Here is a 20,100-nt window from a genome sequence, read left to right on the forward strand (position 1 = left end):
ATCGACCGGACCACCTACAAAGCCACCATCAGCATCAACATGCTCCGGGCCAGCCCTTGACGCCACGACCCCAGCCCTAACTGAACGGCGTTGCCGCTAGATCCCCTTGCGCCCAGGCTGCCCCGTCCCTCCGGCTGAGGGGCGGGGCATTCGCATGTCAAGATGTGGGGCCAACTTTCGACCAGACAAAGGGGATTTCGCATGCCAGACCCCCGGGAGGATCGCCTCTACCTGGACCAGGTCGTCGACCAGACGCGGTCGGCGATGCGGCACCTGCGCGAGGCCCAGCGTCAGATCGCCGCCGTCGAGGGGACCGGCGAGGCCGCGCAGGGCATGATCAGGGCCGTCGCCGACGGGCGCGGCACGCTGACCGGCGTCAAGATCGACCCGCGCGCCCTGCGGCTCGACGTGGCGCGGCTGGGCGCCGAGGTGACCGCCGCGGTCCAGGCCGCGCAGGAGGAGGCCGCGCGCCGCACCGGCGACATCGTGGCGGACGCCGCCGGCCGGGCCGGGACGCTGCCCGAGCCGCTGGACGAGCGGTTCGTGCGCGACCGGGTGGAGTCCGCGGCCCGCGAGCTGTACACGGGAGGGCTGTGATGTTCGGCTTCGACCTCGACCCCGGCGACATCCGTCCCCAGGACGTGGACCGCGCCGACGAGCAGAACGCCCGGGTCCTGGAGCTGCTGGCCGAGGGCGAGGAGCGGCTCGGCGAGATCGTCGGCGCGGGCGGCGGCGACCGGGGCCACGTGCACGCCACGGCGGCGGCCGACGGGCGCGTACTCAAGATCACGCTCGACGCGCGCGCGGTGCGCGAGGGCAGCCAGGCGCTCGCCGACGAGATCCTGCTGGCCGTGCGCCAGGCCCAGCAGGACGCCCAGCGGCAGGCCGACGACCTGCTGCGATCGGCGTTCGAGCAGGCGTTCCCCGGCCGGGCCGTCGACCCGGTCGCCGTACGTGAACGACTGGTGAACCTGCTCGACTGACAAGCGACATTACTCACACTGGTCACACTGGTCACAGGTGACCCATTAATGTCGGATTCATGACTACGGGGATGGAAGTCGCGAAGGGCGCGCTGCGGCAGCAGGCGGTCCGGGTGCGCGTCCACGGGGAAGAGTACGAGGCCGCGGTGGAGCGGCTGCGCGCCAGAACGGGCGGCTGGGGCGACAACGGGCTGTTCAGCGAGTTCGAGAAGGCCTGGGTGGAGTGCCGCCACACCATGCTGACCACCGTGCCGGCCCTGTCGGGGACGATCGGCGGCGTGGGTGCCGGCATGTCCCTGGTGCCCGACAACGTCGAGGCCGCCGAGCAGGCCAGCGCGCTGCCGGAGCTGGATCCATGGGCATAGTCCTGCCGCCCGAGCTGCACGGCGTGCTGGAGCTGGCCGGGCTGCCCTTCCCCAACATCGACGAGGACGAGGTCCGTCTCGACGCCGACGCGGCCCGCGTGGTGCAGGCACACGCCGCGCAGTCGGGCGCCGAGGCGGACGCCGCCGTGCTCGGCTCGGCCGCCGTCTACCGGGGCGGCTCGGCCACCGAGCTGCAGAGCCTCTGGCAGGAGACCGGCAACGGCAACGGCCATCTCGCCCAGGCCGCCGCGGCCACCCGGATGGCGCCCGTCGCGCTGGACGGCATGGCCACGGTGGTGACCGCCACCAAGATCGCCGTGGGCACGGTCGCGGCGGTCGGCACCGTACGGCTGGCGATGGCCCTGCTGAGCGGCGGCCCGTTCGCCAGCCTCACCGCGACGGCGTCACTGCTCGCCACCAGGAGAGCGGGCATGAAGATCTACCGGGAGGCCGCCGAGGGCACCGGCCGGGTGCTGGCGCCCGGCCTGGCCCGCCGCGTCACCGACCCGATGCGCCGCATCCTGGACAACCTGCGCCGCCCTGGCGGCCCCGGCGGCCCGGCGCTGGCAGGCGCCGGACCCGGCCGGATGCCGCTGCGCCCGCAGGGCAACCTGATGGACCGCTCCCCCGGCATCCTCCAGCGCGGCGGGCGCAAGGGCGGGCGCGGCCGTAGCGAGAGCCAGGCCAACCTCAGCCCCGAGGAACAGGCGGCCGTCGACGCCAAGAACGCCGGCAAGAAGTTCGACAACAAGCTGTTCAACAGCGCGAAGGCCAAGGAGCGCAAGGCCGAGAAGTTCTCCGGGGACCGCAACAAGCAGAAGAGAGGGAGAAAGTAGGGATGGCCGAGCTTCAGACGCGGCACTTCTCGCTGAACAACCCGGCGGGCGAGGAGCAGGGCGACGTGCCGATGCTGCTGCGCCGGCTGGCCGGCACCCTGGAGGAGATGGGGCCGATCGACATCCGCGACGTGGTCTTCCACAACGACATGGACGACGACGGCGCATCGTGGCCGTTCGTGACCGTCTACTACGACGAGGCCGCCCCGGCCTGACCCGGCCGGGGCGCCTGGGTTCGCGTCAGAGCCGCTCGATGATGGTGACGTTGGCCTGGCCGCCGCCCTCACACATCGTCTGGAGGCCGTAACGGCCGCCGGTGCGCTCCAGCTCGTGCAGCAGCTTGGTCATCAGGATCGCGCCCGTGCCGCCCAGCGGGTGGCCCAGGGCGATGGCGCCGCCGTTCGGGTTGACCTTGGCCGGGTCGGCGCCCAGCTCCTTGATCCACGCGAGCGGCACCGGCGCGAACGCCTCGTTGATCTCCGTCACGTCGATGTCGTCGATCGACAGGCCCGACTTGGCCAGCGCCTTCTGCGTCGCCGGGATGGGCGCGGTCAGCATGTACACCGGGTCGTCGCCCATGAGCGCGAGCTGGTGGATGCGGGCGCGCGGGGTGAGACCGTGGTCCTTGACCGCCTGCTCGGAGGCGATCAGCAGCGCGCCGGAGCCGTCGGAGATCTGCGACGACGTGGCGGCGGTGATCTGGCCGCCCTCTTTGAGGGTCTTCAAGGTGGCCAGCTTCTCCAGCGTGGAGTCGGGGCGCGGGCCCTCGTCGTCCTCGACGCCGTTGATCGGCTCGATCTGGTCCTTGAAATAGCCGTTGGCGATGGCCTTGGCGGCCCGCTGGTGCGACTCGAACGCGAACCGCTCCAGCTCGTCGCGCTTGAGGCCCCACTTCTCGCACATCAGCTCCGCGCCGCGGAACTGCGAGATCTCCTGCTTGCCGTAACGCTCGACCCACTTGTCGCCGAACGGGAACGGCATGCCCTTCTCCAGCGCGGCGGTGATCGACGAGCCCATCGGCACGATGCTCATCGACTCGACGCCGGCCGCCACCACGAGGTCCTGGGTGCCCGACAGCACGCCCTGGGCCGCGAAGTGGATCGACTGCTGGGATGAGCCGCACTGCCGGTCGATCGTGACGCCGGCCGTGGTCTCCGGCAGCCCGGCCGACAGCCAGGCGTTGCGCGCGATGTCCATGCTCTGGGGGCCGAACTGCATGACGCACCCCATGATGACGTCCTCGACCGCCGCGGGGTCCACGCCGGTGCGGTCGATCAGCGCCTTCAGCGTGTGCGCCGCCAGGTCAGTGGGGTGGACGGTGGACAGGCCGCCCTTCTTCTTGCCGACCGGGGTGCGGACCGCCCCGACGATGTACGCCTCTGCCACAGTGCCTCCTGTAAACCGAGCAATATTCGGTTCTTAGGCAGAGGGTACAACAGAACGTCACTCGGTTTCTGCCCTCGCCGGGGGAAGCAGTTCCTCCGCCCGATCCACCCGGAACCGCCACCGGTCCACGACCAGGCCGTTCAGCGCCTCCGACAACGACAACGCCAGCGTGCCCAGCTTGAGCCGGTCATCACCGCGCAACTCGATCGCCGTCAGCTCCGTGGCGAACGGCAGCAGCTCCTTCACCGCAGGCGGCTGCCCCTTCTGCGGCACCACCAGCGCCCGCACCCCGCCCGCCGAGAAGACGAACTCCTCCTCCTGCTCGACCTCGCCCTCCAGCAGCTCGATCAGCTCCTCCGCCGACGGCCGCACCGGCAGGATCACCGCCGGACCGCCCGGAGCCGCCTCATCGGCCGGATCGTCCACCTCGCCCCGGCACACGGCCAGCCCGCCCAGCCGGAACGCCAGCCCCTCCGCCAGGAAACGGTCGAAGAAGTCGAACGGCAGCGGGCCCTCCGCCGCCACCCGGCACGCCCAGACCCGCTCCAGCTCCCCGCCGACCAGCTCCGGCTCCGCCTCCACCGGGGCATGCACCCGTACGTCCACCGCCACGATGTCGTCGCCGTCCTCGCGCGCCCCCGGATCGGCCAGCCGCACCAGCCTCAGCAACTCGGCGCGATCCGGCTTGGCGGGCAGAGCCGCCGTGGGGCCAGTTCGCAGTCTCCGCTTCGCCATCCAGCCCATTGCGCGCCTCCGCGATCAGCTTCGATAGGAGCTCGTCATCGTCGCGTAGACGATGACGTTGTCGGTGTAGTGACCCGTGCTGCGGTTGTAGATGCCGCCGCACGTGATGAGGTGGAGCTGGGCGTTCTCCTGCGGGCCGTACACGCGCTCGGAGGGGAACGTCTTCTTGCTCGCCTGCTCGATGCCGCCGACCGTGAACACCGCCGTGATGCCGTCCTGGCGCTTGATCTCGATCTGGTCACCGTTGAGCAGCTCCGGCAACCGGTTGAAGACGGCCGCCCGCGTCCGCGTGTCCTTGTGCCCCAGCAGCACCGCCGGACCCGCCTCACCAGGCGTCGACATGTTGCGGTACCAGCCCGCCAGGTTGGGATTGTCGGCCGGCGGCACCTGGATCGTGCCGTCCTTGGCCAGGCCCACGGACTTGATCGGCGCGTTCACGCCCAGCTTCTTGATGATGATGCGCACCGGGGTCGACGGCAGCATCGCCGGAGCCGGCTTGATCTGCGGCAGCGGCGGCGGCGCGTCCGGCCCCGCCTGGAACAGCGCCTGCTCCGGCTGCCCCGACGCCTGACCGTCCGGCAGCGCCGTCAAGCCCAGCGAATCACGCTGGCTCGCCAGGCCGTACTCCTCCGGCGAGCCCAGCACGATCAGCATCCCCGCCACCACCGTCACCACGCCCGCCACGGCGGCGAGCAGCAACGTCGTCCTCAGGACCCTGCTGCCGCCATCGTCCTGCGGAGGCTGCGGGCCGGCGCCGTAGGGGTACTGGTTCGCCACGGGTCCATCATCCCTTGGATACGCCGCGACGCCGCATCAGCAGCCCCCCGGCCCCGGCCGCCAGGATCAGCGCCGACCCGGCCGCCAGGAACATCCGCCCATCGGGCCCCATCGTCCCCCCGGCCCCGGTGTCGGCCCCATCCTTGGGGGTCTCGGAGCTGCGCGGGGAGGTGGTCGTCTCGCTGGGGGTGGGCGTCACGGTCTCGAAGACCGTGGTGGTCTTGGTGGGGATGGGCGTGGAGGTCGTGGGCGTCGTCGTGGGGGTTGTCGTGGGCGTCCCAGTCGAGGTCGACGTGGCGGTGCTCGTGCCGACGACGAGGGTGGCGGAAGGCCCGCCGGACGGACCCGGCTCGCAGCTGTACCAGACGGTCCCGTTGACCTTGAGGCTGAAGGCGCCCGCCTTGATGGTGGCCATTCCCGTGGCGGTGGGCCGGACCACGATGCCCATGGTTGGGATGGGCATCGGAGCCCCGGCGGCCACTTCGGCCGCAGGGGTGGCGGTCGCCGCCGCCGGGACCGGAGCGCTGGGCAACGGGCTGCCGGTCGGGGTGACGGTGGCTTCCGCGACGACGGTGCTGCTGGGCGTGATCACCGCGGTCGCCTGCAACTGGCTGGCCGTGTTCGTCGGCTGCTTGATGTCCCACATGACCGTCACGGTGGCGCTGGGGGTCGGTGCCGCGGTTGGCGTCCTCAGCTCCATCATGAACGGGATTCTCGTCTGCTCCCCGCCGGTCGGCTTACACAAGTAGGTCACTTCCACCGGCGCCGCGAGGGCGGCCACTGCCGGGATGACACCGAAGACACCTGCACCGAGAAGGGCGAAAGCGGATGTCTTGAGGGCGAGGCGGCGCCGCGCCTTGGACGTCAGCACTGTCCTTCTCCGTTTCAGCACAGTCACAACAGGGCGTACCACGATTCCAGCCGTTGGTTACGGTTGGGTTGAGATCATACGGACTAATCCTGTCAATCTCCTGTAAAAGACCAAAAAGACGGTATCAGCCCTTCTTCTTGGACAGGGTGGCGTAGACGATGATGTTGTCCGTGTAGCTGTGGGCCGCCTTGTTGTAGATCCCGCCACACGTGATGAGCCTGAGCTGGGCTTCCTTCGTATCGCCGTACACGCGCTTGGTGGGGAACGTCTTCTTGCCGACCTGCTCGATGCCGCTGACCGTGAAGCGCGTCACCTTGCCGTCCGAGCGGTACACGTAGATGTGGTCACCCTTGGACAGCTCGCTCAGACGCTTGAAAACAGCGGCGCCCTTTTTCGTGGCGACGTGGCCGTTGATCACCGAGGGGCCGAGCTCGCCCGGCAGCGGGCTCTTGCCGTACCAGCCGGTCAGGTTGGGCTTGCTGAGCGGCGGGGTGGCGAGGGCGCCCTGCTTGGTGAGGCCGACCGTGTTGATCGGGGCGTTGACCTTGATGTCCGGGATGCGGATACGGGTGGGCCTGACCTTGGTCGTCTTCGACTTGACCGGCTTGATGGCCGGGACCACGACCTCGGCGGGCAGCGGCGGGGGCGCGTCGAGACGGGCCGGGGTCAGGGGGACGTTCTCGCCGCCGGGGCCGACGCTGGGCGGCAGCTCGAACGCGCCCGCGTTCTGATACTGCAGCGTCGCCGGGTCCTGCTGGGCCGCCATCGGAACCGGGCCGGAGCCGTCGTCCACCGGCGGCGCCAGCGACAGCAGGCCGACCATGATGGCGCCCACGCCGGCCAGCGACCCGGCGATCAGCAGCGCCGGGGTGGCCTTGGACATCGTCGACTTCAGCTCGCTCATCAGTCAGTCCCTCCGGCGTGTCCGGCGCGGCGGCGCCGCACCAGGAGCCCTCCGGCTGCGCTGCCCATCAGCAGCAGCGACCCGCCGGCGATCAGCGCGTACGAGCCGCCCGCGACCTGCTCGGGAGCCTCACCGGTGTCCACGCCGCCCAGCGGGGTGGTGTCGACCTGGGCGGCCTTGTAGTTGGTGGCGGTGGGGCCCGGCGTGGTCTTGGCCGTGGGCGTGGGGGTCTTGCTGCTGCCTGGGACCACGACGACCACGTGGCTGGTGCTGGGCCAGGGGACGTGCCGGTTCGGCGGCGTGGGCGTCGGCGTCACCGGGGTCTTCGACGGATCGGGGGTCGGGTTCTCCGAGGGGTCCGGATCGTCCGTGGGCGTCTGCGAGGGACTCTGGGAGGCGCCGCCGCCTACGGTGATCTCGACTGTGTCAGGGTCGCTGGTTACCACGCATGTGGCCCTGTGGAGCGTCGGCGGATTAATCATCTTGCCCGTGAGGAGCTTGAAGGCATCCAGATGAACGGGCTTGTCTGCGTCCACTCCCTTGATGGTCACCGTGTGCCGTCCATAGGGCAGGTCATCACGCCGCCAGAGCGTGGTGTTGCCCTGCGTCCCGGTCACTGGTTCGCCAGCAGTGTCCTTCGTGGGGTCGACTGTTTTCGAAACCCCGTCAACAGTCACTTCGACCCTGCCGACGTCTCGCATCCTGCGACCGATGTACTCGAAACCCGTCCCAAGGAATGTGATAGAGGCAACGTCGCCCTGAACGCTGGTTGTGTGAAGGTCATTCTCGATATCGTCGAACTCAGGCTCCGTAGTGTGGTGCTTCCAGCTTGGGCCGTACGTTACGCGCTCGACCTCGTGATTGTTGACGATCTCCTCGCCGGCGGGAGGCACGAAGTCCACTGTCAGCTCTTGCGGCGTAAGCTTGATAACACCTGCCTTGGTCATGTGCGCCTCGGAGGAGATGCCCTCGGGAAGATCAAGGACGGCGTCGGCCTCCAACGCCTTCTGGGCTTTGCTCCCGTGTGGCTGCAGGACCCCGTTCCAGGCACCCTCAAGCTTGACGTTGCCCACGAGTGAAACCTCGGCTCCACTTGGGAAGTAGCCTGGCGACGCAAACCTGCGTATGCCCGTGTAATCGACCGTCCAGCCCAGATCGAGCATGCCACCGACCTGCATCGAGGTCGGGATCTGCACTCTTGCCCTGAGTGTCACTGGAGCGTCACCAGCGATGCCCCGCGTACAGCTGTAGTCGACGACGAGGTTGAACGTACTCGCCTTCGCGGGTATCGCGACGAACGCGGCTGAGGCCGCCATTCCGATCGATGCGGCGATCCACGCATTGCGCCACCGACTCACGGCTAACTCCGATCGCACAGTAAACCGAAGGTAGATCTTAGAGCCGTCAAGCCCCGCAACACGCCCATGTTCCACCACTTGTGATGAACCCGTGTCCGCCCGCCAGAATCGTATTCTGGAACGCACACACCCCCTGCTAGGAGGCGACATGCGGCGAGACCTCTTCGACGAGGAGCACCTGCTTTTCCGGGAGACCGTGCGGGAGTTCATGGCCCGTGAGGTGGTGCCCCATCACGCCCGGTGGGAGAAGGACGGCATCGTGCCCCGCGAGGTCTGGAAGAAGGCCGGGGAGGTCGGCATGTTCGGCTTCTCGGTGCCGGAGGAGTACGGCGGGGCGGGCATCACGGACTTCCGGTACAACGCGGTGATCGTCGAGGAGATCATCCGCAACGGGGCGTCCGGCCTGGGCTTCTCGCTGCACAACGACGTCGTGGCCCCGTACCTGGTGGATCTGACGGACGAGGAGCAGAAGCGGCGGTGGCTGCCGGGGTTCGCGAGCGGTGAGCTGATCACGGCGATCGCGATGACGGAGCCGGGCGCGGGCAGCGACCTTCAGGGGATCAGGACGACGGCGGTGCGCGAGGGCGACCACTACCTGCTGAACGGGCAGAAGACGTTCATCACGAACGGCGTCAACGCCGATCTCGTCATCGTGGTGGCCAAGACCGATCCTGCCGCCGGGGCCAGGGGGACGACGCTGCTGGTGGTCGAGCGGGGCATGGACGGGTTCGGGCACGGCCGCAACCTGGACAAGGTCGGCATGAAGGCGCAGGACACGGCGGAGCTGTTCTTCGAGAACGTCCGGGTGCCCGTCGCCAACCGGCTCGGCCCGGAGGACGGCCGGGGCTTCTTCCAGCTCATGGACAACCTGCCGCAGGAGCGCCTGTCGATCGCGGTGGCGGCCGTGGCGGCGGCGGAGACGGTGCTGGAGCAGACGATCGAGTACTGCAAGGGCCGTCAGGCGTTCGGCCGGAACATCGGCTCCTTCCAGAACACCCGGTTCGTGCTGGCGGAGCTGGCCACCGAGACGGAGATCGCCCGCCACTACGTGGACAAGTGCATCGTGGCGCTGAACGCCGGCGAGCTCACGGTGGTCGACGCCGCCAAGGCCAAGTGGTGGACCACCGAGCTGCAGACCAAGCTCATCGACCGCTGCCTGCAACTGCACGGCGGCTACGGCTACATGAACGAGTATCCGGTGGCCAAGGCGTGGCTCGACAGCCGCGTGCAGACGATCTACGGCGGCACCACCGAGATCATGAAGGAGATCATCGGCCGCTCCTTCGGTTTTTAGCCGTCCGGCGACGCATACTGGAGACCATGGACAGCGGCCTGATCCTCCTGGTTTTCCTGGCTTTGCTGTTCGCCTGGGGCCTCAACCGGGTGCGCCGGGCGTTCAGGCTCGGCGCCGTGGGCTACGCCGGCATCATGATCGTCTTCGTGATCGTCATGCTCCTGCTGTGGGGTCAGACGTTCCGCTAGCTTCCAGCAGCACCCGCGCCACCAGCGCCGGGTCGTCGCTCATGGGTACGTGACCGCACCCCTTGAGCAGCTTGACCCGCTGGCCCGACCAGCGGGCGGCGCGCACGGCCTGGCGGCGCGGCAGCAGCCGGTCGTGCTCGCCCCAGGCGATGGTGATCGGCGACTTGGGCGGCGCGGGCGGCATCAGCCCGGAGAACGACGCGAGCGTCTCGTCGAACCCGGCGGAGCCGGCGAGCGCCTGCGACCCGGCGGTGAGCGCGGTGGGCGTGAGCCTCGACGGGTGGGCCGCCAGGAGCCCGGCCGACAGCGTGCGGCCGAGCGCGCTCTCGGCGGTCCGGCCCGCCTGCCCGGGCGGCAGCGCGCGGGCCGACGCCCGGGCGGCGCGCAGCACCGCCTGGCAGTAGAGCAGCTCGGCGCGCGACCAGAACCCGGCCGGCGACAGCGCGGTGGCGGTGCGGACGGTGCCGCGCGAGGCCAGCTCCAGCGCGATGTAGCCGCCCAGCGAGTTGCCGGCGATGTGCGGCTCGCGCAGGCCGAGCAGCGCGCAGAAGGACTCGACGGCGTCGGCGAGCGACTCGGCCGTGTAGGGGACGCCGTCGGGCAGCCCGCGCGAGCGACCGAACCCGGGCAGGTCGACGGCGATGACGGTGCGCGCGGCGGCCAGCCGGTCCATGACCGGCAACCAGGCCTGCCAGTGGTGCCCGATGCCGTGGACCAGGATCAGCGGCTCGCCGGAGCCCCTGCGTTCGAAGGCCAGCTCCATGCGCGTAAGTGAACCATCAGCGGCTGCGCGTGGGAATCTCGAACCAGACCGCTTTGCCTTCCCTGGTGGGCCGCGAGCCCCACCGCTTGGCGAGCTGGTCGACCAGGTAGAGGCCGCGGCCGCCCTCGTCGTTCTCGCCGGCGCTGCGGATGCGCGGCAGCCGCAGGTCCTGGTCGAACACCTCGACCCAGACCGACTCGCCGCCCCGCCGCAGCCGCAGCGTGAACTCCTTGTCGCCGACCACCTCGTCCTCGAAGCCCGGCATGTCCCAGGAGTCCTCGAACGGCAGCGGCGGCCCGTCGACGATCAGCTCGCGGCGCGGCACGCTGGCCGTGGAGGCGTGCAGCACCACGTTGGTGACGACCTCGGAGACGAGCAGGCAGGCCAGCTCGGCGCGCTCTTCCGGCACGTTCCAGCCTTCGAACGCCTCCGACGCCATCCGGCGGGCCTCGCCCACCATGATCGGCTGGGCCGGGAACGTACGCTCCTCGACGTCGAGGTCGGCGTCGCTGGAGCGGACCACGAGGATCGCCATGTCGTCGTCGATCTCGCCGGGCACCGCGACGGTGGCGGCGTCGGCGATGCGCTCGACCTCGGCGTCGGCCATCTTGGCGAGCTTCTCGCAGAGCACCCCGAGCGTCTCGGCCTCGGTGGGCATCTCGCCGAGCCGGGCGGGGCGGCGGTCGACCAGACCGTCGGTGTAGAGGAGCAGCGCCGCGCCGGGCGGCAGCGTGCGCGTCTCCTCCTTGTAGACGAGGTCGGCGTGCAGCCCCTTGGCGCGCACGCCGAGCGGCTGGCCGACCTCCTCGATGTCGAGCTCGACGCACTGGCCGTCGTGCAGCAGCAGCGGCGGGGCGTGCCCGGCGTTGGCGAAGGACAGCTGGCGCGACCAGGCGTCGTAGACCAGGTACTGGCAGGTGACGATGGGCGGGATGCTGACGTCGGCGCCGTTGTCGTCGCGCTCGGGGGTGGCGATGATGCGGGTCCACTCGTCGAGCCTGGCCAGGATGTCGGCGGGCGACTTGTCGTCCTGGGCGAAGGCGCGCAGCGCGGCCCGGAGCTGGCCCATGATGGCGGCGGCCTTGGCGCCCCGGCCTTCCACGTCGCCGATGACGATGCCGACCCGGCCGGCCGACAGCGGGATCACGTCGTACCAGTCGCCGCCGACCTGGGTCTGGATGCCCTGGCCGTGGGAGACGAGCGGGGCGGCCGGGTAGTAGCGGACGGCGATCTGGAGGCCGTCGAGCTGCGGCAGCGCCCGGGGCAGCAGGTGCTTCTGGAAGGACTCGGCGGTGTGCCGCTCCTCCTCGAACAGCAGCGCGTTGTCGATGGCGAGCGCGACCCGGGTGGCGATGGCCCCGACGAAGTCGCGGTCGAAGGCGTCGTAGTGGGGGCTGCGGCGGTCGGTCAGGTTGGACAGCCCGAGGTACATCAGGCCCAGCGTCTCGCCGCGCACGCTCAGCGGGGCGACGATCGCGGAGTTCATGCCGACCTCGCCGCACAGCCGGGCGCTGCCCTCGGACGGGGCGGGGAAGCTGTTGCCGGCGAAGTCGTCGACCAGGATCGTCTCCTGGCGGCGCATGGCCGCCTCGGCGTAGTGGCCGGACGGGTAGCGGATCTCGGCGCCGACGGGCTTCCAGGTGCCGGGCGGCGGCGACCAGCCCTGTACGTGCTGGGAGATCCGGCGCACCAGCCGGTCGCCCTCCATCAGCTCGATGAAGCAGTGGTCGGCGAACTGCGGGACCAGCATCTCGGCGACCCGCTTGAGCGTCTCCTCGACGTACAGCGAGCCGGCCAGCCGCTCGCCGATGCGCTCCAGCAGGCCGAAGCGGTCCTTCTCGCGCTCGTTGCTGCGCAGCGCCTCGCGGGCGGTGATGACGATGCCCGTCACCGAGCCGGAGGTGTGGCGCAGCGGCACCGCCTGGGCGCGCACGTACAGGACGGAGCCGTCGGCGCGCCGCACGTCGAACGTGCCCTCCCAGACGCCGCCCTTGAGCACGTGCTTGCTCAGCTCGATGGCCTGCGGGTGGTCCTTGTCCATGATCCCGAAGGACTGGGCCGAGGGGTCGCGGCCCGACGCCCGTGGCCGGCCGAACAACCGCTCGGCGAACGGGTTCCAGTAAAGGAGATTGCTGAACCGGTCGGTGACGACCACCGCCATCTCGGCATGGTCGAGCACCGACGACGCGGCCAGGTGATCGGCGTCGGGTGACACGTCCCCCCATCGCTTCATCCGGAGACCACTCCTAGGGGACGCATGCGCGAAAAGCGAACCACGGGCGCTCCTGCAACAGTCTTGGCCGGGGGGGAGTGGAGGGGCTCCCAGTTGGGATTCAACCAAGCAGCCGCGCGTGCGTCAGCGCCTGGTGACGAAAACGTGCGCGGCAACGTCACGCGGGATCTCCGCGAGAGAGTCGTTCGCGTCACCGTCACCTGTCACCCGCACACCGTCGTCGCTCGCCGCGAGCGTCACCTCGCGTCCGGGTTGTATCCCAACTTGCTTGAGTTTAAGCATCAGAGCGGGATCACTTTGCACTTGTTCGCTAATTCGACGCACTACCACGGGCACTCCTTGGGCCCCGGCGACCTCCGTCATGGTCGGCAGCATGCTCCCGGACGGTTCGGCGCTCTCCTGCGCGCCGAGCTCGGCCAGGCCGGGGATGGGGTTGCCGTGCGGGCACACCGTGGGGTTGTCGAGCAGCTTGACCAGGCGGGTCTCGACCGACTCCGACATGACGTGCTCCCAGCGGCAGGCCTCGATGTGCACCTCCTCCCAGGGCAGCCCGATGACGTCGGTCAGCAGGCATTCGGCGAGCCGGTGCTTGCGCATGACCCTGGTCGCCAGGGTGCGGCCGAGCTCGGTCATGGACAGGTGGCGGTCACCCTCGACGCGAACGAGGCCGTCGCGCTCCATGCGGGCGACGGTCTGGCTCACCGTGGGGCCGCTCTGCTGCAGGCGCTCGGCGATGCGCGCCCGGAGGGGGACGATGCCCTCCTCCTCGAGCTCGTAAATCGTCCGGAGATACATCTCCGTCGTGTCGATCAGGCCGTGTGCGGTCAAGGCTCCTCCCAACTGCATGCTACGCCGGTCGTGGCGGGGACTGAGCCCGTCCGCTTCGGGCACAGGAGTCAGAGGCAAAGCCTATGGGGGAGAAACGACCGACGATGTCAAAGGACGGAAACAACTCAGCGGCCGAGTTCCTTCCCGATCGCCTGGACCTGACGTCGCTGCGGGAGGCTGCGGCCGGCTGCGAGGGCTGCGACCTCTACCGGGCGGCGACGCGCACGGTGTTCGGCGAGGGGCCCGCCGGGGCCGCGTTCATGCTCGTCGGGGAGCAGCCCGGCGACCAGGAGGACCTGCAGGGGCACCCGTTCGTCGGACCGGCCGGGCGGGTGCTGGACCGGGGGCTGGCCGAGGCCGGGATCGAGCGGGAGGACGTCTACCTGACGAACGCGGTCAAGCACTTCTCGTTCACCCGGCAGGGCAGGCGGCGCATCCACCAGAAGCCGACGGCGGCCGAGATCGGGGCCTGCCAGCCGTGGCTGAACGCCGAGCTGGCCGTGGTGGAGCCGCAGGTGGTCGTGGTGCTGGGGGCGACGGCCGCGCGGGCGCTGCTGGGGCGGGCGTTCCGGGTGACGCGACAGCGGGGGGCGCCGGTGCCGCTGGGCGAGGCCACGGCGGTGGCCACGATCCACCCGTCCGCGGTCCTGCGCGCGCCCGACCGGGACGCGGCGTACGAGGGCTTCCTCGCCGACCTCAAGGTGGCGGCCGGTCAGCGAGAGCGGTAGTGCCTCAGGGCGCGCGGCCGGTCAGCGGGCGCGGTAGTTCCTGAAGCCGGCCACCGACAGGCCGGCGACGAGTACGGCCAGCGCGCAGGCGATGCCGCCGCCCACCCACGCGGTGGTGAGCCCGAAGGCGGTGGCCGTGGCTCCGGCCCGGACGTCGCCGAGCCGGGGCCCGCCCGCGACGACGACCATGAAGACGCCCTGCATCCGCCCCCGCATCTCGTCCGGCGCGTACAGCTGGAGTATGGACTGCCGCCACACGGAGGAGACCACGTCGGCGGCTCCCCCGACGGCCATGAACAGCAGCACGAGCCAGAGCTGCTGGGCGAGCCCGGCGGCGGCGACCGCGAGCCCCCACACGGCGATGACGGCCGTGAGCGCCAGGCCCTGGCGGGTGACCCGGGTGACCCAGCCGGAGAACAGCCCGCCGATGACCGACCCGGCCGCCATGGAGGCCACCAGCCAGCCCAGGACGTTCAGGTCGCCGCCGAAACGCAGGTCGACGAGCTCCGGGAACAGGGCTCTGGGCAGCGCGAACACCATGGCGATGATGTCGACGACGAACGACATGAGCAGCACCGGGCTGGTGGCGATGAAGCGGAGCCCCTCGGCCACGGACCGCCAGCCGGGCCGGGACACCTCGCCCTGGGGTGCCAGCGCGGGCAGCCGGAAGGCGGCGTAGAGGCTGGCGGTGAACAGCAGGGCGTCCACGGCGTAGGCGGCCGCGTAGCCGCCCTCGGTGAGCAGGATGCCGCCGATCATCGGCCCGGCGACGGCGCCGATGCTGTAGACGAGCGAGTTGAGCGCGTTGGCCGAGGGCACCAGCTCGGCCGGGAGCAGCCGGGGGATGATGGCGCCCCGGGTGGAGGAGCTGACGGCGAAGCCGGCGGCGCCCACGGCCACGGTCGCCAGCAGCACGTACACGTTGGGGACGCCGACCAGCGCCTGGATCAGGATGAGCATCGTGCTCACCCAGGCGACGGCGGAGCCGGCGACGAGGAGCTTGCGCCGGTCGACGGCGTCGGCGACGGCCCCGCCCCACAGCCCGAAGATCACCAGGGGGATCAGGTTGGCCAGGCCCAGCATGCCGACCCAGAACGACGAGCCGGTCAGGTCGTAGACCTGCTGGCTGACGGCCACGACGGTGGCGCCGAGGCCGACGTGGGAGACGGCCTGGCCGATCCAGAGGCGCCGGTAGGCGGGCACGGACAGCGGCCGGGTGTCGACCAGGTGACGCTTGACGAAATCCCCGAATGTCACTTAAGGCACATTAAGGGGCAAGTCTCTCCAACTCCCACCCCGGCCGCGTACGCCGGTAACGCAGCCGGTCGTGCATCCGGTCGAGCTGCCCCTGCCAGAACTCCACCTCCACCGGCGTCACCCGGAAGCCGCCCCAGAAGTCGGGCACCGGCGGATCGTCCGGCCAGCGCGCCGCCAGCTCCTCGTAGCGGGCGTCCAGCTCCTCCCGCGACCGCACCACCGCCGACTGGCGCGACGCCCACGCGCCGATGCGCGAGCCGTACGGCCTGGCGTTGAAATAGGCGGCCGACTCCTCGGCCGACAGCCTCTTCACCGAGCCCTCCACCCGCACCTGACGGCGCAGCGGATGCCACGGGAACAGCAGCGACGCCCTCGGGTTCTCCGCCAGGTCGCGGCCCTTGCGGGACTCGTAGTTGGTGTAGAAGACGAAACCGCGCTCGTCGTAGCCCTTGAGCAGCACGGTCCTGGCGCTCGGCCGGCCCCCCGCGGAGGCGGTGGCGAGCACCATGGCGTTGGGCTCGGGCAGGCCGGCGTCGAGCGCGTCCTGGAACCAGACGGTGAACTGCGCGATCGGATCGGCGGCGACGGCGGCTTCGAGCAACGGTTCGCCCTCATAGGTCCGGCGAAGCCCCGCCAAGGAGGGCGGGCGCGAGGTGGCATCCACGAGACGGTATTCTCGCGTGCTTGGTGGCAGATCCCACACAGCGCCCCCTACCAGCGGTTATGGCCTACCGGCGGGTCCCGAGACCGAGCACGACCTGGGAGGGGGTTAAATTGACTGGCCGGTATCTCGACATCAAGGCATTGCCGGAACATGGCAAGAAAGGGAGGCGGCCGAGAATGTCCGACTTCAAACCCGGCCTCGAAGGCGTCGTAGCTTTCGAGACCGAGATCGCGGAACCGGACAAAGAAGGGGGCGCCCTTCGATACCGGGGCGTCGACATCGAGGAGCTGGTCGGCCGTGTGCCCTTCGGGCATGTGTGGGGCCTGCTGGTCGACAACAAGTTCCAGCCGGGCCTGCCCCCGGCGGAGCCGTACCCCATCCCTGTCCATTCCGGTGACATCCGAGTCGACGTGCAGAGCGCGCTGGCCATGCTGGCCCCCGCCTACGGCTTCAAGCCGCTGCTCGACATCAGCGACGAGGAGGCGCGCGACCAGCTCGCCCGCGCCTCCGTGATGGCCCTGTCCTTCGTGGCGCAGTCGGCGCGTGGCCTCGGCCTGCCGATGGTGCCGCAGAGCCGGGTCGACGAGGCCAAGACCATCGTCGAGCGTTTCATGGTCCGCTGGCGCGGTGAGCCTGACCCCAAGCATGTCAAGGCCATCGACGCGTACTGGACCTCCGCCGCCGAGCACGGCATGAACGCCTCCACCTTCACCGCCCGCGTCATCGCCTCCACCGGCGCGGACGTGGCCGCGGCGCTGTCCGGTGCGGTCGGCGCCATGTCGGGCCCGCTCCACGGCGGCGCCCCGGCGCGCGTGCTGCACATGATCGAGGGCGTCGAGCAGCTCGGCGACGCCAAGAAGTACGTGCAGAGCGAGCTCGACAAGGGCAACAGGCTCATGGGCTTCGGACACCGCGTCTACCGCGCCGAGGACCCGCGGGCCCGCGTGCTCCGCCGCACCGCCAAGGAGCTCGACGCGCCTCGCTACGAGGTCGCCGCGGCCCTTGAGCAGGCGGCCCTGGAGGAGCTGCACGCCCGCAAGCCCGACCGGGTGCTGGCCACCAACGTCGAATACTGGGCCGCCGTGGTCCTGGACTTCGCCGAGGTGCCCTCGCACATGTTCACCTCGATGTTCACCTGCGCCCGCACGGCCGGCTGGGCCGCGCACATCCTGGAGCAGAAGCTCACGGGCAGGCTGGTGCGCCCGAGCGCCAACTACATCGGCCCCGCGTCGCGTCCGCTCAGCGACGTGCCCGGCGCCGCCGAGGTCGCCGGCACCATCTGACGCCCTCCCTGACGGCCCGCCGGTCCGACCGGCGGGCCGTTCGCGTCGTCCGCCCCGCGCAGGGCGCGGTCGGGGCAGTCGGCCAGGCTCGGCCCCACCTCGGTGAGCCTGCCGCACACGCCGACGAGCTTCGGCTCCTGGCCCACCTGGATGAGCATGACCGGCTTGCCGGCCGACTCGTGCAGCTCCCTGCCACCGGTGAACTCGATCACCCCGGTGGTCCCGTACTGCGTGCCCATCGTGCTCAGCCCGAACAGGACCGTGCCCTTGTCCGGCACCGGGCCGGGGGCGGCGGCGATCGCGAGCCCGAGGGCGAGCGCGGCGTCGTGGGCGAGCATCGCGTGCAGCCGCGACGGCTGCGCGTCCTTGCCGATCAGCCGTTGGATGCGCCCGATCTGGGCTTTTCCTCCCTGGCCCTCGCCGCCCGTGACGTGGTCCCAGACCTTCTCCCACGCCAGCGTGACGTAGTGCAGGCGCAGGTTGGGGTGGTCCTTAAGCCTCTGGTGGTTGTCCTGGACGTACTTGGTGACGTCGTCGGAGGCCAGCACGTGGTGGATGCGGGACTGGCTGCACCCCTCGTCGACGCCCTGGACGAAGGTGACGAAGTCGTCGCCCCTGCCGGTGTAGTAGATGAGGTCGGGCTTGCCCGCGCACGCCTTCTTCACCTGGGCCTTGAGCTGACGCCCGCCCGTGTACGACAGGCTGGTGACGCCGGCCTCGCCGAAGGCGTCGCGGAAGCCGGCGGCCAGGTCGGCGCTGTAGAGGTCGCCCTCGGTGACGTCCTCCAGCAGCGTCACCTTCTTGGCGGCGGGCAGCCCGCCGGTGCCCGCCCTGACCCACGCCGCCGACGCCCTGGCCTCGCGCCCGTTGTTGGCGGCCATGCGGAAGAAGTACGGCGACGGCACCCGCTCGTGCTGGCCGAGCTCGTCGGCGGTGCCGACGGTGACCATGACGGGCAGCCCGGCGGTGTTGAGCACCGCGATGGCCTCCTGGTTGACCGCGCGGCTCTGCGCCATGCCGATCACGCCGACGATCGGCGCGCCCGACTCCAGCCGGTCGACGACCTGCCGGGCGAGCGTCACGGACTTCCTGAACGCCTTGCCGGGGTTGCCGAGCAGCACGCGCATCTTGGGCCGGTCGCCGCTCTGGGCGTTGTAGTCCTGCTGGTAGGCGGCGATCCCGTACAGCTCGCCGTGGGAGCCCGCCAGCAGGGCGTCCGGCGCGCCGGTCATCGGGCCGATGTAGACGATCTCCACGTAGCGGCCGCTGTCGACGGCCTTGACGTTCTCGGCCGCGATGCGGGCGATGGGGGTCTTCAGCCGGTCGTGGAAGACGTAGCCGCCGTCGCTGATGCCGACGCACTCGCCGAGCTCGTCCCGCAGCACGTCGGGGGCCTGGCAGTAGGTCATGGCGGAGTTCCACACGTACAGGCCGGACGCGATCAGCGGCACGACCAGCAGCGCCACCATGATCGTCCAGTAGGCGCGCACCCGCTTGTGCCCCGCCACCGGCGCGAGCGGGGCCGCCCGCCGGTCGTCCCCGGCCGTGAGGTCGACGCCCTCGATCACCAGGTACGCGGGCCCGTGCCGGTGGCTGACCCGGCGCAGCCACTCGTGGTGCGCCTCCTCGTCGCCGTCCGCGCCCGTGACGCGCACCGTGCGCACGTCGCGCACCAGCCCGGGCGACTCGGGGCCGGAGGTGACGACGAGCAGCGGGTCCCACTGCGCGTTGCGCTCGCGCACCTCGTGCAGGCGGCCGAGGAACGCCGCCGCGGCCGTGTCGGCGGCCGTGACGCCCTTCAGGTAGAGCACGCAGTGGTAGGCACGCGCCCACGCGGGCCACAGGAACAGCCTGCGGCGCCTGTACGCCTGCCTGAGGTCCTCCAGGAAGGCGCCGACCAGCAGACGCTCCAGCTCCTCGTCCGACGCCCTGGCGGCCAGCCTGCTCGCGTACGCGGGCAGCCGCTCCCACGGCGTGCGCTGCTGCGCCGCCTGCTTGCGGAACCACGAGCTGCGCACGTGGGTGCGGGCCAGCACGGCCGCGTGCCCGACGGCCACCACGACGCCGGCCGCGACGCTCACCCCCCACGCCAGCAGCGTGGTCGCCTGGCCGAGCCAGGTGCCGATCACCGACGCCGCCGGGATCCAGCCGGTCAGCGACCTGCCCAGGTAGTCGAGCATGACCACCCTCGGGCGGTCGTCAGGGGGCCCGCCCCGGCCCGGCCGGTCCTCGGCCAGCGCCCGCTCCATGTCGGGGATGGCCACCTCGCCGAGCTCCCGCCGGCGCAGCACCAGCAGCACGAAGCCGGTGAGCTGGAACCTGATCCTCGGCAGCCCGCGCGGTCCGGTGCGCTCGCCGAGCTTGGCCACCGCCTGCTTCACCAGGTCGGGCACGCCCGAGTAGACGGCCGGCGAGAAATAGGGCACCGGCTGCCCGTCGGGCACGATGAGCGGCTCCAGGTCGCCCTCACCCGTCAGGAACACCGACACCTGCGGCAGCGACCGGTCGCGCCGCCAGGGGGCGGGTCGCCGGATGAGCCTGCCGAACAGGTGCCGGAGGAACGTGCGGACATCGGCCATGCGTCGCTCCCTGGCGGTCGCCCCCCGACGATCCACTCCTTTGTCGACATACTGCCGTA

General features: G+C 70.7%; 21 protein-coding genes. 9 read left to right on the forward strand and 12 right to left on the reverse strand.

Annotated features, from left to right (window positions below; translation table 11 throughout):
- Window positions 1-201 precede the first annotated feature (201 nt).
- From AB0G11_RS43205 to AB0G11_RS43225, 5 genes are all read left to right on the forward strand, one after another.
- On the forward strand, window positions 202-597 hold the full coding sequence (locus AB0G11_RS43205) for a YbaB/EbfC family nucleoid-associated protein (RefSeq protein WP_219508782.1): 396 nt from the start codon (window positions 202-204) through the stop codon (window positions 595-597).
- Complete coding sequence (locus AB0G11_RS43210) at window positions 597-983, forward strand: YbaB/EbfC family nucleoid-associated protein (RefSeq protein WP_219508783.1); 387 nt, start codon at window positions 597-599, stop codon at window positions 981-983. Before AB0G11_RS43205 ends, AB0G11_RS43210 begins: the two co-directional genes overlap by 1 nt.
- Window positions 984-1,054: 71 nt before the next feature.
- Window positions 1,055-1,348 carry a hypothetical protein gene (locus tag AB0G11_RS43215; RefSeq protein ID WP_357592682.1) on the forward strand — a complete coding sequence of 98 codons (294 nt, stop codon included), beginning with the start codon at window positions 1,055-1,057 and terminating at the stop codon, window positions 1,346-1,348.
- A complete protein-coding gene (locus AB0G11_RS43220; protein ID WP_219508785.1) occupies window positions 1,339-2,184 on the forward strand; it encodes a hypothetical protein in 846 nt (281 codons plus the stop codon). The genes AB0G11_RS43215 and AB0G11_RS43220 overlap by 10 nt, the downstream gene beginning before the upstream one ends.
- A 2-nt stretch (window positions 2,185-2,186) precedes the next feature.
- Window positions 2,187-2,399 (forward strand): hypothetical protein, encoded by a 213-nt coding sequence (locus AB0G11_RS43225; protein ID WP_219508787.1) that lies wholly within the window; start codon window positions 2,187-2,189, stop codon window positions 2,397-2,399.
- Between the two features lie 25 nt (window positions 2,400-2,424).
- Here AB0G11_RS43225 and AB0G11_RS43230 read toward each other — a convergent pair whose 3' ends face one another.
- From AB0G11_RS43230 to AB0G11_RS43255, 6 genes are all read right to left on the reverse strand, one after another.
- Window positions 2,425-3,570: an acetyl-CoA C-acetyltransferase gene (locus AB0G11_RS43230; protein WP_219508789.1), complete on the reverse strand. Its 1,146-nt coding sequence runs from the start codon at window positions 3,568-3,570 to the stop codon at window positions 2,425-2,427.
- 57 nt (window positions 3,571-3,627) lie between these two features.
- Complete coding sequence (locus AB0G11_RS43235) at window positions 3,628-4,305, reverse strand: hypothetical protein (RefSeq protein WP_219508790.1); 678 nt, start codon at window positions 4,303-4,305, stop codon at window positions 3,628-3,630.
- Window positions 4,306-4,329: 24 nt separating this feature from the next.
- The gene (locus tag AB0G11_RS43240; RefSeq protein ID WP_219508792.1) at window positions 4,330-5,091 is read right to left on the reverse strand and encodes a class F sortase; all 762 of its coding nucleotides are present in this window, start codon (window positions 5,089-5,091) and stop codon (window positions 4,330-4,332) included.
- A gap of 7 nt (window positions 5,092-5,098) precedes the next feature.
- Window positions 5,099-5,962, reverse strand: a complete 864-nt coding sequence (locus AB0G11_RS43245; protein WP_357592684.1) for a hypothetical protein — start codon at window positions 5,960-5,962, stop codon at window positions 5,099-5,101.
- Between the two features lie 124 nt (window positions 5,963-6,086).
- Window positions 6,087-6,866, reverse strand: a complete 780-nt coding sequence (locus AB0G11_RS43250) for a class F sortase (protein ID WP_357592686.1) — start codon at window positions 6,864-6,866, stop codon at window positions 6,087-6,089.
- Window positions 6,866-8,224 (reverse strand): hypothetical protein, encoded by a 1,359-nt coding sequence (locus AB0G11_RS43255; protein WP_357592688.1) that lies wholly within the window; start codon window positions 8,222-8,224, stop codon window positions 6,866-6,868. The genes AB0G11_RS43250 and AB0G11_RS43255 overlap by 1 nt, the downstream gene beginning before the upstream one ends.
- Window positions 8,225-8,372: 148 nt before the next feature.
- On the opposite strand from AB0G11_RS43255, the gene AB0G11_RS43260 reads away from it, so the two are divergent.
- Window positions 8,373-9,518 (forward strand): acyl-CoA dehydrogenase family protein, encoded by a 1,146-nt coding sequence (locus AB0G11_RS43260; RefSeq protein WP_357592690.1) that lies wholly within the window; start codon window positions 8,373-8,375, stop codon window positions 9,516-9,518.
- A 26-nt stretch (window positions 9,519-9,544) separates the two neighbouring features.
- Window positions 9,545-9,706, forward strand: a complete 162-nt coding sequence (locus AB0G11_RS43265; protein ID WP_219508798.1) for a hypothetical protein — start codon at window positions 9,545-9,547, stop codon at window positions 9,704-9,706.
- Here the strand turns inward: AB0G11_RS43265 and AB0G11_RS43270 are convergent.
- The 3 genes from AB0G11_RS43270 to AB0G11_RS43280 all read right to left on the reverse strand — a co-directional run bounded on the left by AB0G11_RS43270 (window position 9,672) and on the right by AB0G11_RS43280 (window position 13,530).
- On the reverse strand, window positions 9,672-10,469 hold the full coding sequence (locus tag AB0G11_RS43270; protein WP_357592692.1) for an alpha/beta fold hydrolase: 798 nt from the start codon (window positions 10,467-10,469) through the stop codon (window positions 9,672-9,674). The genes AB0G11_RS43265 and AB0G11_RS43270 overlap by 35 nt on opposite strands.
- 16 nt (window positions 10,470-10,485) lie before the next feature.
- Complete coding sequence (locus AB0G11_RS43275; protein ID WP_219508800.1) at window positions 10,486-12,702, reverse strand: SpoIIE family protein phosphatase; 2,217 nt, start codon at window positions 12,700-12,702, stop codon at window positions 10,486-10,488.
- Between the two features lie 123 nt (window positions 12,703-12,825).
- Window positions 12,826-13,530 carry a metal-dependent transcriptional regulator gene (locus tag AB0G11_RS43280; RefSeq protein WP_281427172.1) on the reverse strand — a complete coding sequence of 235 codons (705 nt, stop codon included), beginning with the start codon at window positions 13,528-13,530 and terminating at the stop codon, window positions 12,826-12,828.
- A gap of 104 nt (window positions 13,531-13,634) precedes the next feature.
- Here AB0G11_RS43280 and AB0G11_RS43285 point away from each other — a divergent pair, with 104 nt between their 5' ends.
- On the forward strand, window positions 13,635-14,258 hold the full coding sequence (locus tag AB0G11_RS43285) for a UdgX family uracil-DNA binding protein (RefSeq protein ID WP_357592694.1): 624 nt from the start codon (window positions 13,635-13,637) through the stop codon (window positions 14,256-14,258).
- Window positions 14,259-14,279: 21 nt separating this feature from the next.
- On the opposite strand, the gene AB0G11_RS43290 is transcribed toward AB0G11_RS43285, so the two are convergent.
- Both AB0G11_RS43290 and pdxH read right to left on the reverse strand, forming a co-directional pair.
- Window positions 14,280-15,515, reverse strand: coding sequence for an MFS transporter (locus tag AB0G11_RS43290; RefSeq protein ID WP_219508802.1), 1,236 nt, complete (start codon window positions 15,513-15,515; stop codon window positions 14,280-14,282).
- Window positions 15,516-15,525: 10 nt separating this feature from the next.
- Complete coding sequence (gene pdxH, locus AB0G11_RS43295) at window positions 15,526-16,179, reverse strand: pyridoxamine 5'-phosphate oxidase (protein WP_219508804.1); 654 nt, start codon at window positions 16,177-16,179, stop codon at window positions 15,526-15,528.
- A gap of 176 nt (window positions 16,180-16,355) precedes the next feature.
- On the opposite strand from pdxH, the gene AB0G11_RS43300 reads away from it, so the two are divergent.
- Window positions 16,356-17,462 (forward strand): citrate synthase 2, encoded by a 1,107-nt coding sequence (locus AB0G11_RS43300; RefSeq protein WP_219508806.1) that lies wholly within the window; start codon window positions 16,356-16,358, stop codon window positions 17,460-17,462.
- On the opposite strand, the gene AB0G11_RS43305 is transcribed toward AB0G11_RS43300, so the two are convergent.
- Window positions 17,393-20,041, reverse strand: a complete 2,649-nt coding sequence (locus tag AB0G11_RS43305; protein WP_219508808.1) for an ABC transporter substrate-binding protein — start codon at window positions 20,039-20,041, stop codon at window positions 17,393-17,395. The two genes, AB0G11_RS43300 and AB0G11_RS43305, sit on opposite strands and share 70 nt — an antisense overlap.
- Window positions 20,042-20,100 lie beyond the last annotated feature (59 nt).

Origin of the sequence: Nonomuraea sp. NPDC023979 (assembly GCF_040639085.1) — a bacterium.
GTDB lineage: Bacteria > Actinomycetota > Actinomycetes > Streptosporangiales > Streptosporangiaceae > Nonomuraea > Nonomuraea ceibae.

What these genes read in the sequence shown, in the direction of transcription:
- AB0G11_RS43275 (WP_219508800.1), bottom strand. Translation starts at nt 12,702, where the DNA reads ATGAAGCGATGGGGGGACGTGTCACCCGACGCCGATCACCTGGCCGCG.
- AB0G11_RS43220 (WP_219508785.1), top strand. Translation starts at nt 1,339, where the DNA reads ATGGGCATAGTCCTGCCGCCCGAGCTGCACGGCGTGCTGGAGCTGGCC.
- AB0G11_RS43235 (WP_219508790.1), bottom strand. Translation starts at nt 4,305, where the DNA reads ATGGCGAAGCGGAGACTGCGAACTGGCCCCACGGCGGCTCTGCCCGCC.
- AB0G11_RS43210 (WP_219508783.1), top strand. Translation starts at nt 597, where the DNA reads ATGTTCGGCTTCGACCTCGACCCCGGCGACATCCGTCCCCAGGACGTG.
- AB0G11_RS43215 (WP_357592682.1), top strand. Translation starts at nt 1,055, where the DNA reads ATGGAAGTCGCGAAGGGCGCGCTGCGGCAGCAGGCGGTCCGGGTGCGC.
- AB0G11_RS43265 (WP_219508798.1), top strand. Translation starts at nt 9,545, where the DNA reads ATGGACAGCGGCCTGATCCTCCTGGTTTTCCTGGCTTTGCTGTTCGCC.
- AB0G11_RS43300 (WP_219508806.1), top strand. Translation starts at nt 16,356, where the DNA reads ATGTCCGACTTCAAACCCGGCCTCGAAGGCGTCGTAGCTTTCGAGACC.
- AB0G11_RS43250 (WP_357592686.1), bottom strand. Translation starts at nt 6,866, where the DNA reads ATGAGCGAGCTGAAGTCGACGATGTCCAAGGCCACCCCGGCGCTGCTG.
- AB0G11_RS43205 (WP_219508782.1), top strand. Translation starts at nt 202, where the DNA reads ATGCCAGACCCCCGGGAGGATCGCCTCTACCTGGACCAGGTCGTCGAC.
- AB0G11_RS43285 (WP_357592694.1), top strand. Translation starts at nt 13,635, where the DNA reads ATGTCAAAGGACGGAAACAACTCAGCGGCCGAGTTCCTTCCCGATCGC.
- AB0G11_RS43305 (WP_219508808.1), bottom strand. Translation starts at nt 20,041, where the DNA reads ATGGCCGATGTCCGCACGTTCCTCCGGCACCTGTTCGGCAGGCTCATC.
- AB0G11_RS43270 (WP_357592692.1), bottom strand. Translation starts at nt 10,469, where the DNA reads ATGGAGCTGGCCTTCGAACGCAGGGGCTCCGGCGAGCCGCTGATCCTG.
- AB0G11_RS43225 (WP_219508787.1), top strand. Translation starts at nt 2,187, where the DNA reads ATGGCCGAGCTTCAGACGCGGCACTTCTCGCTGAACAACCCGGCGGGC.
- AB0G11_RS43260 (WP_357592690.1), top strand. Translation starts at nt 8,373, where the DNA reads ATGCGGCGAGACCTCTTCGACGAGGAGCACCTGCTTTTCCGGGAGACC.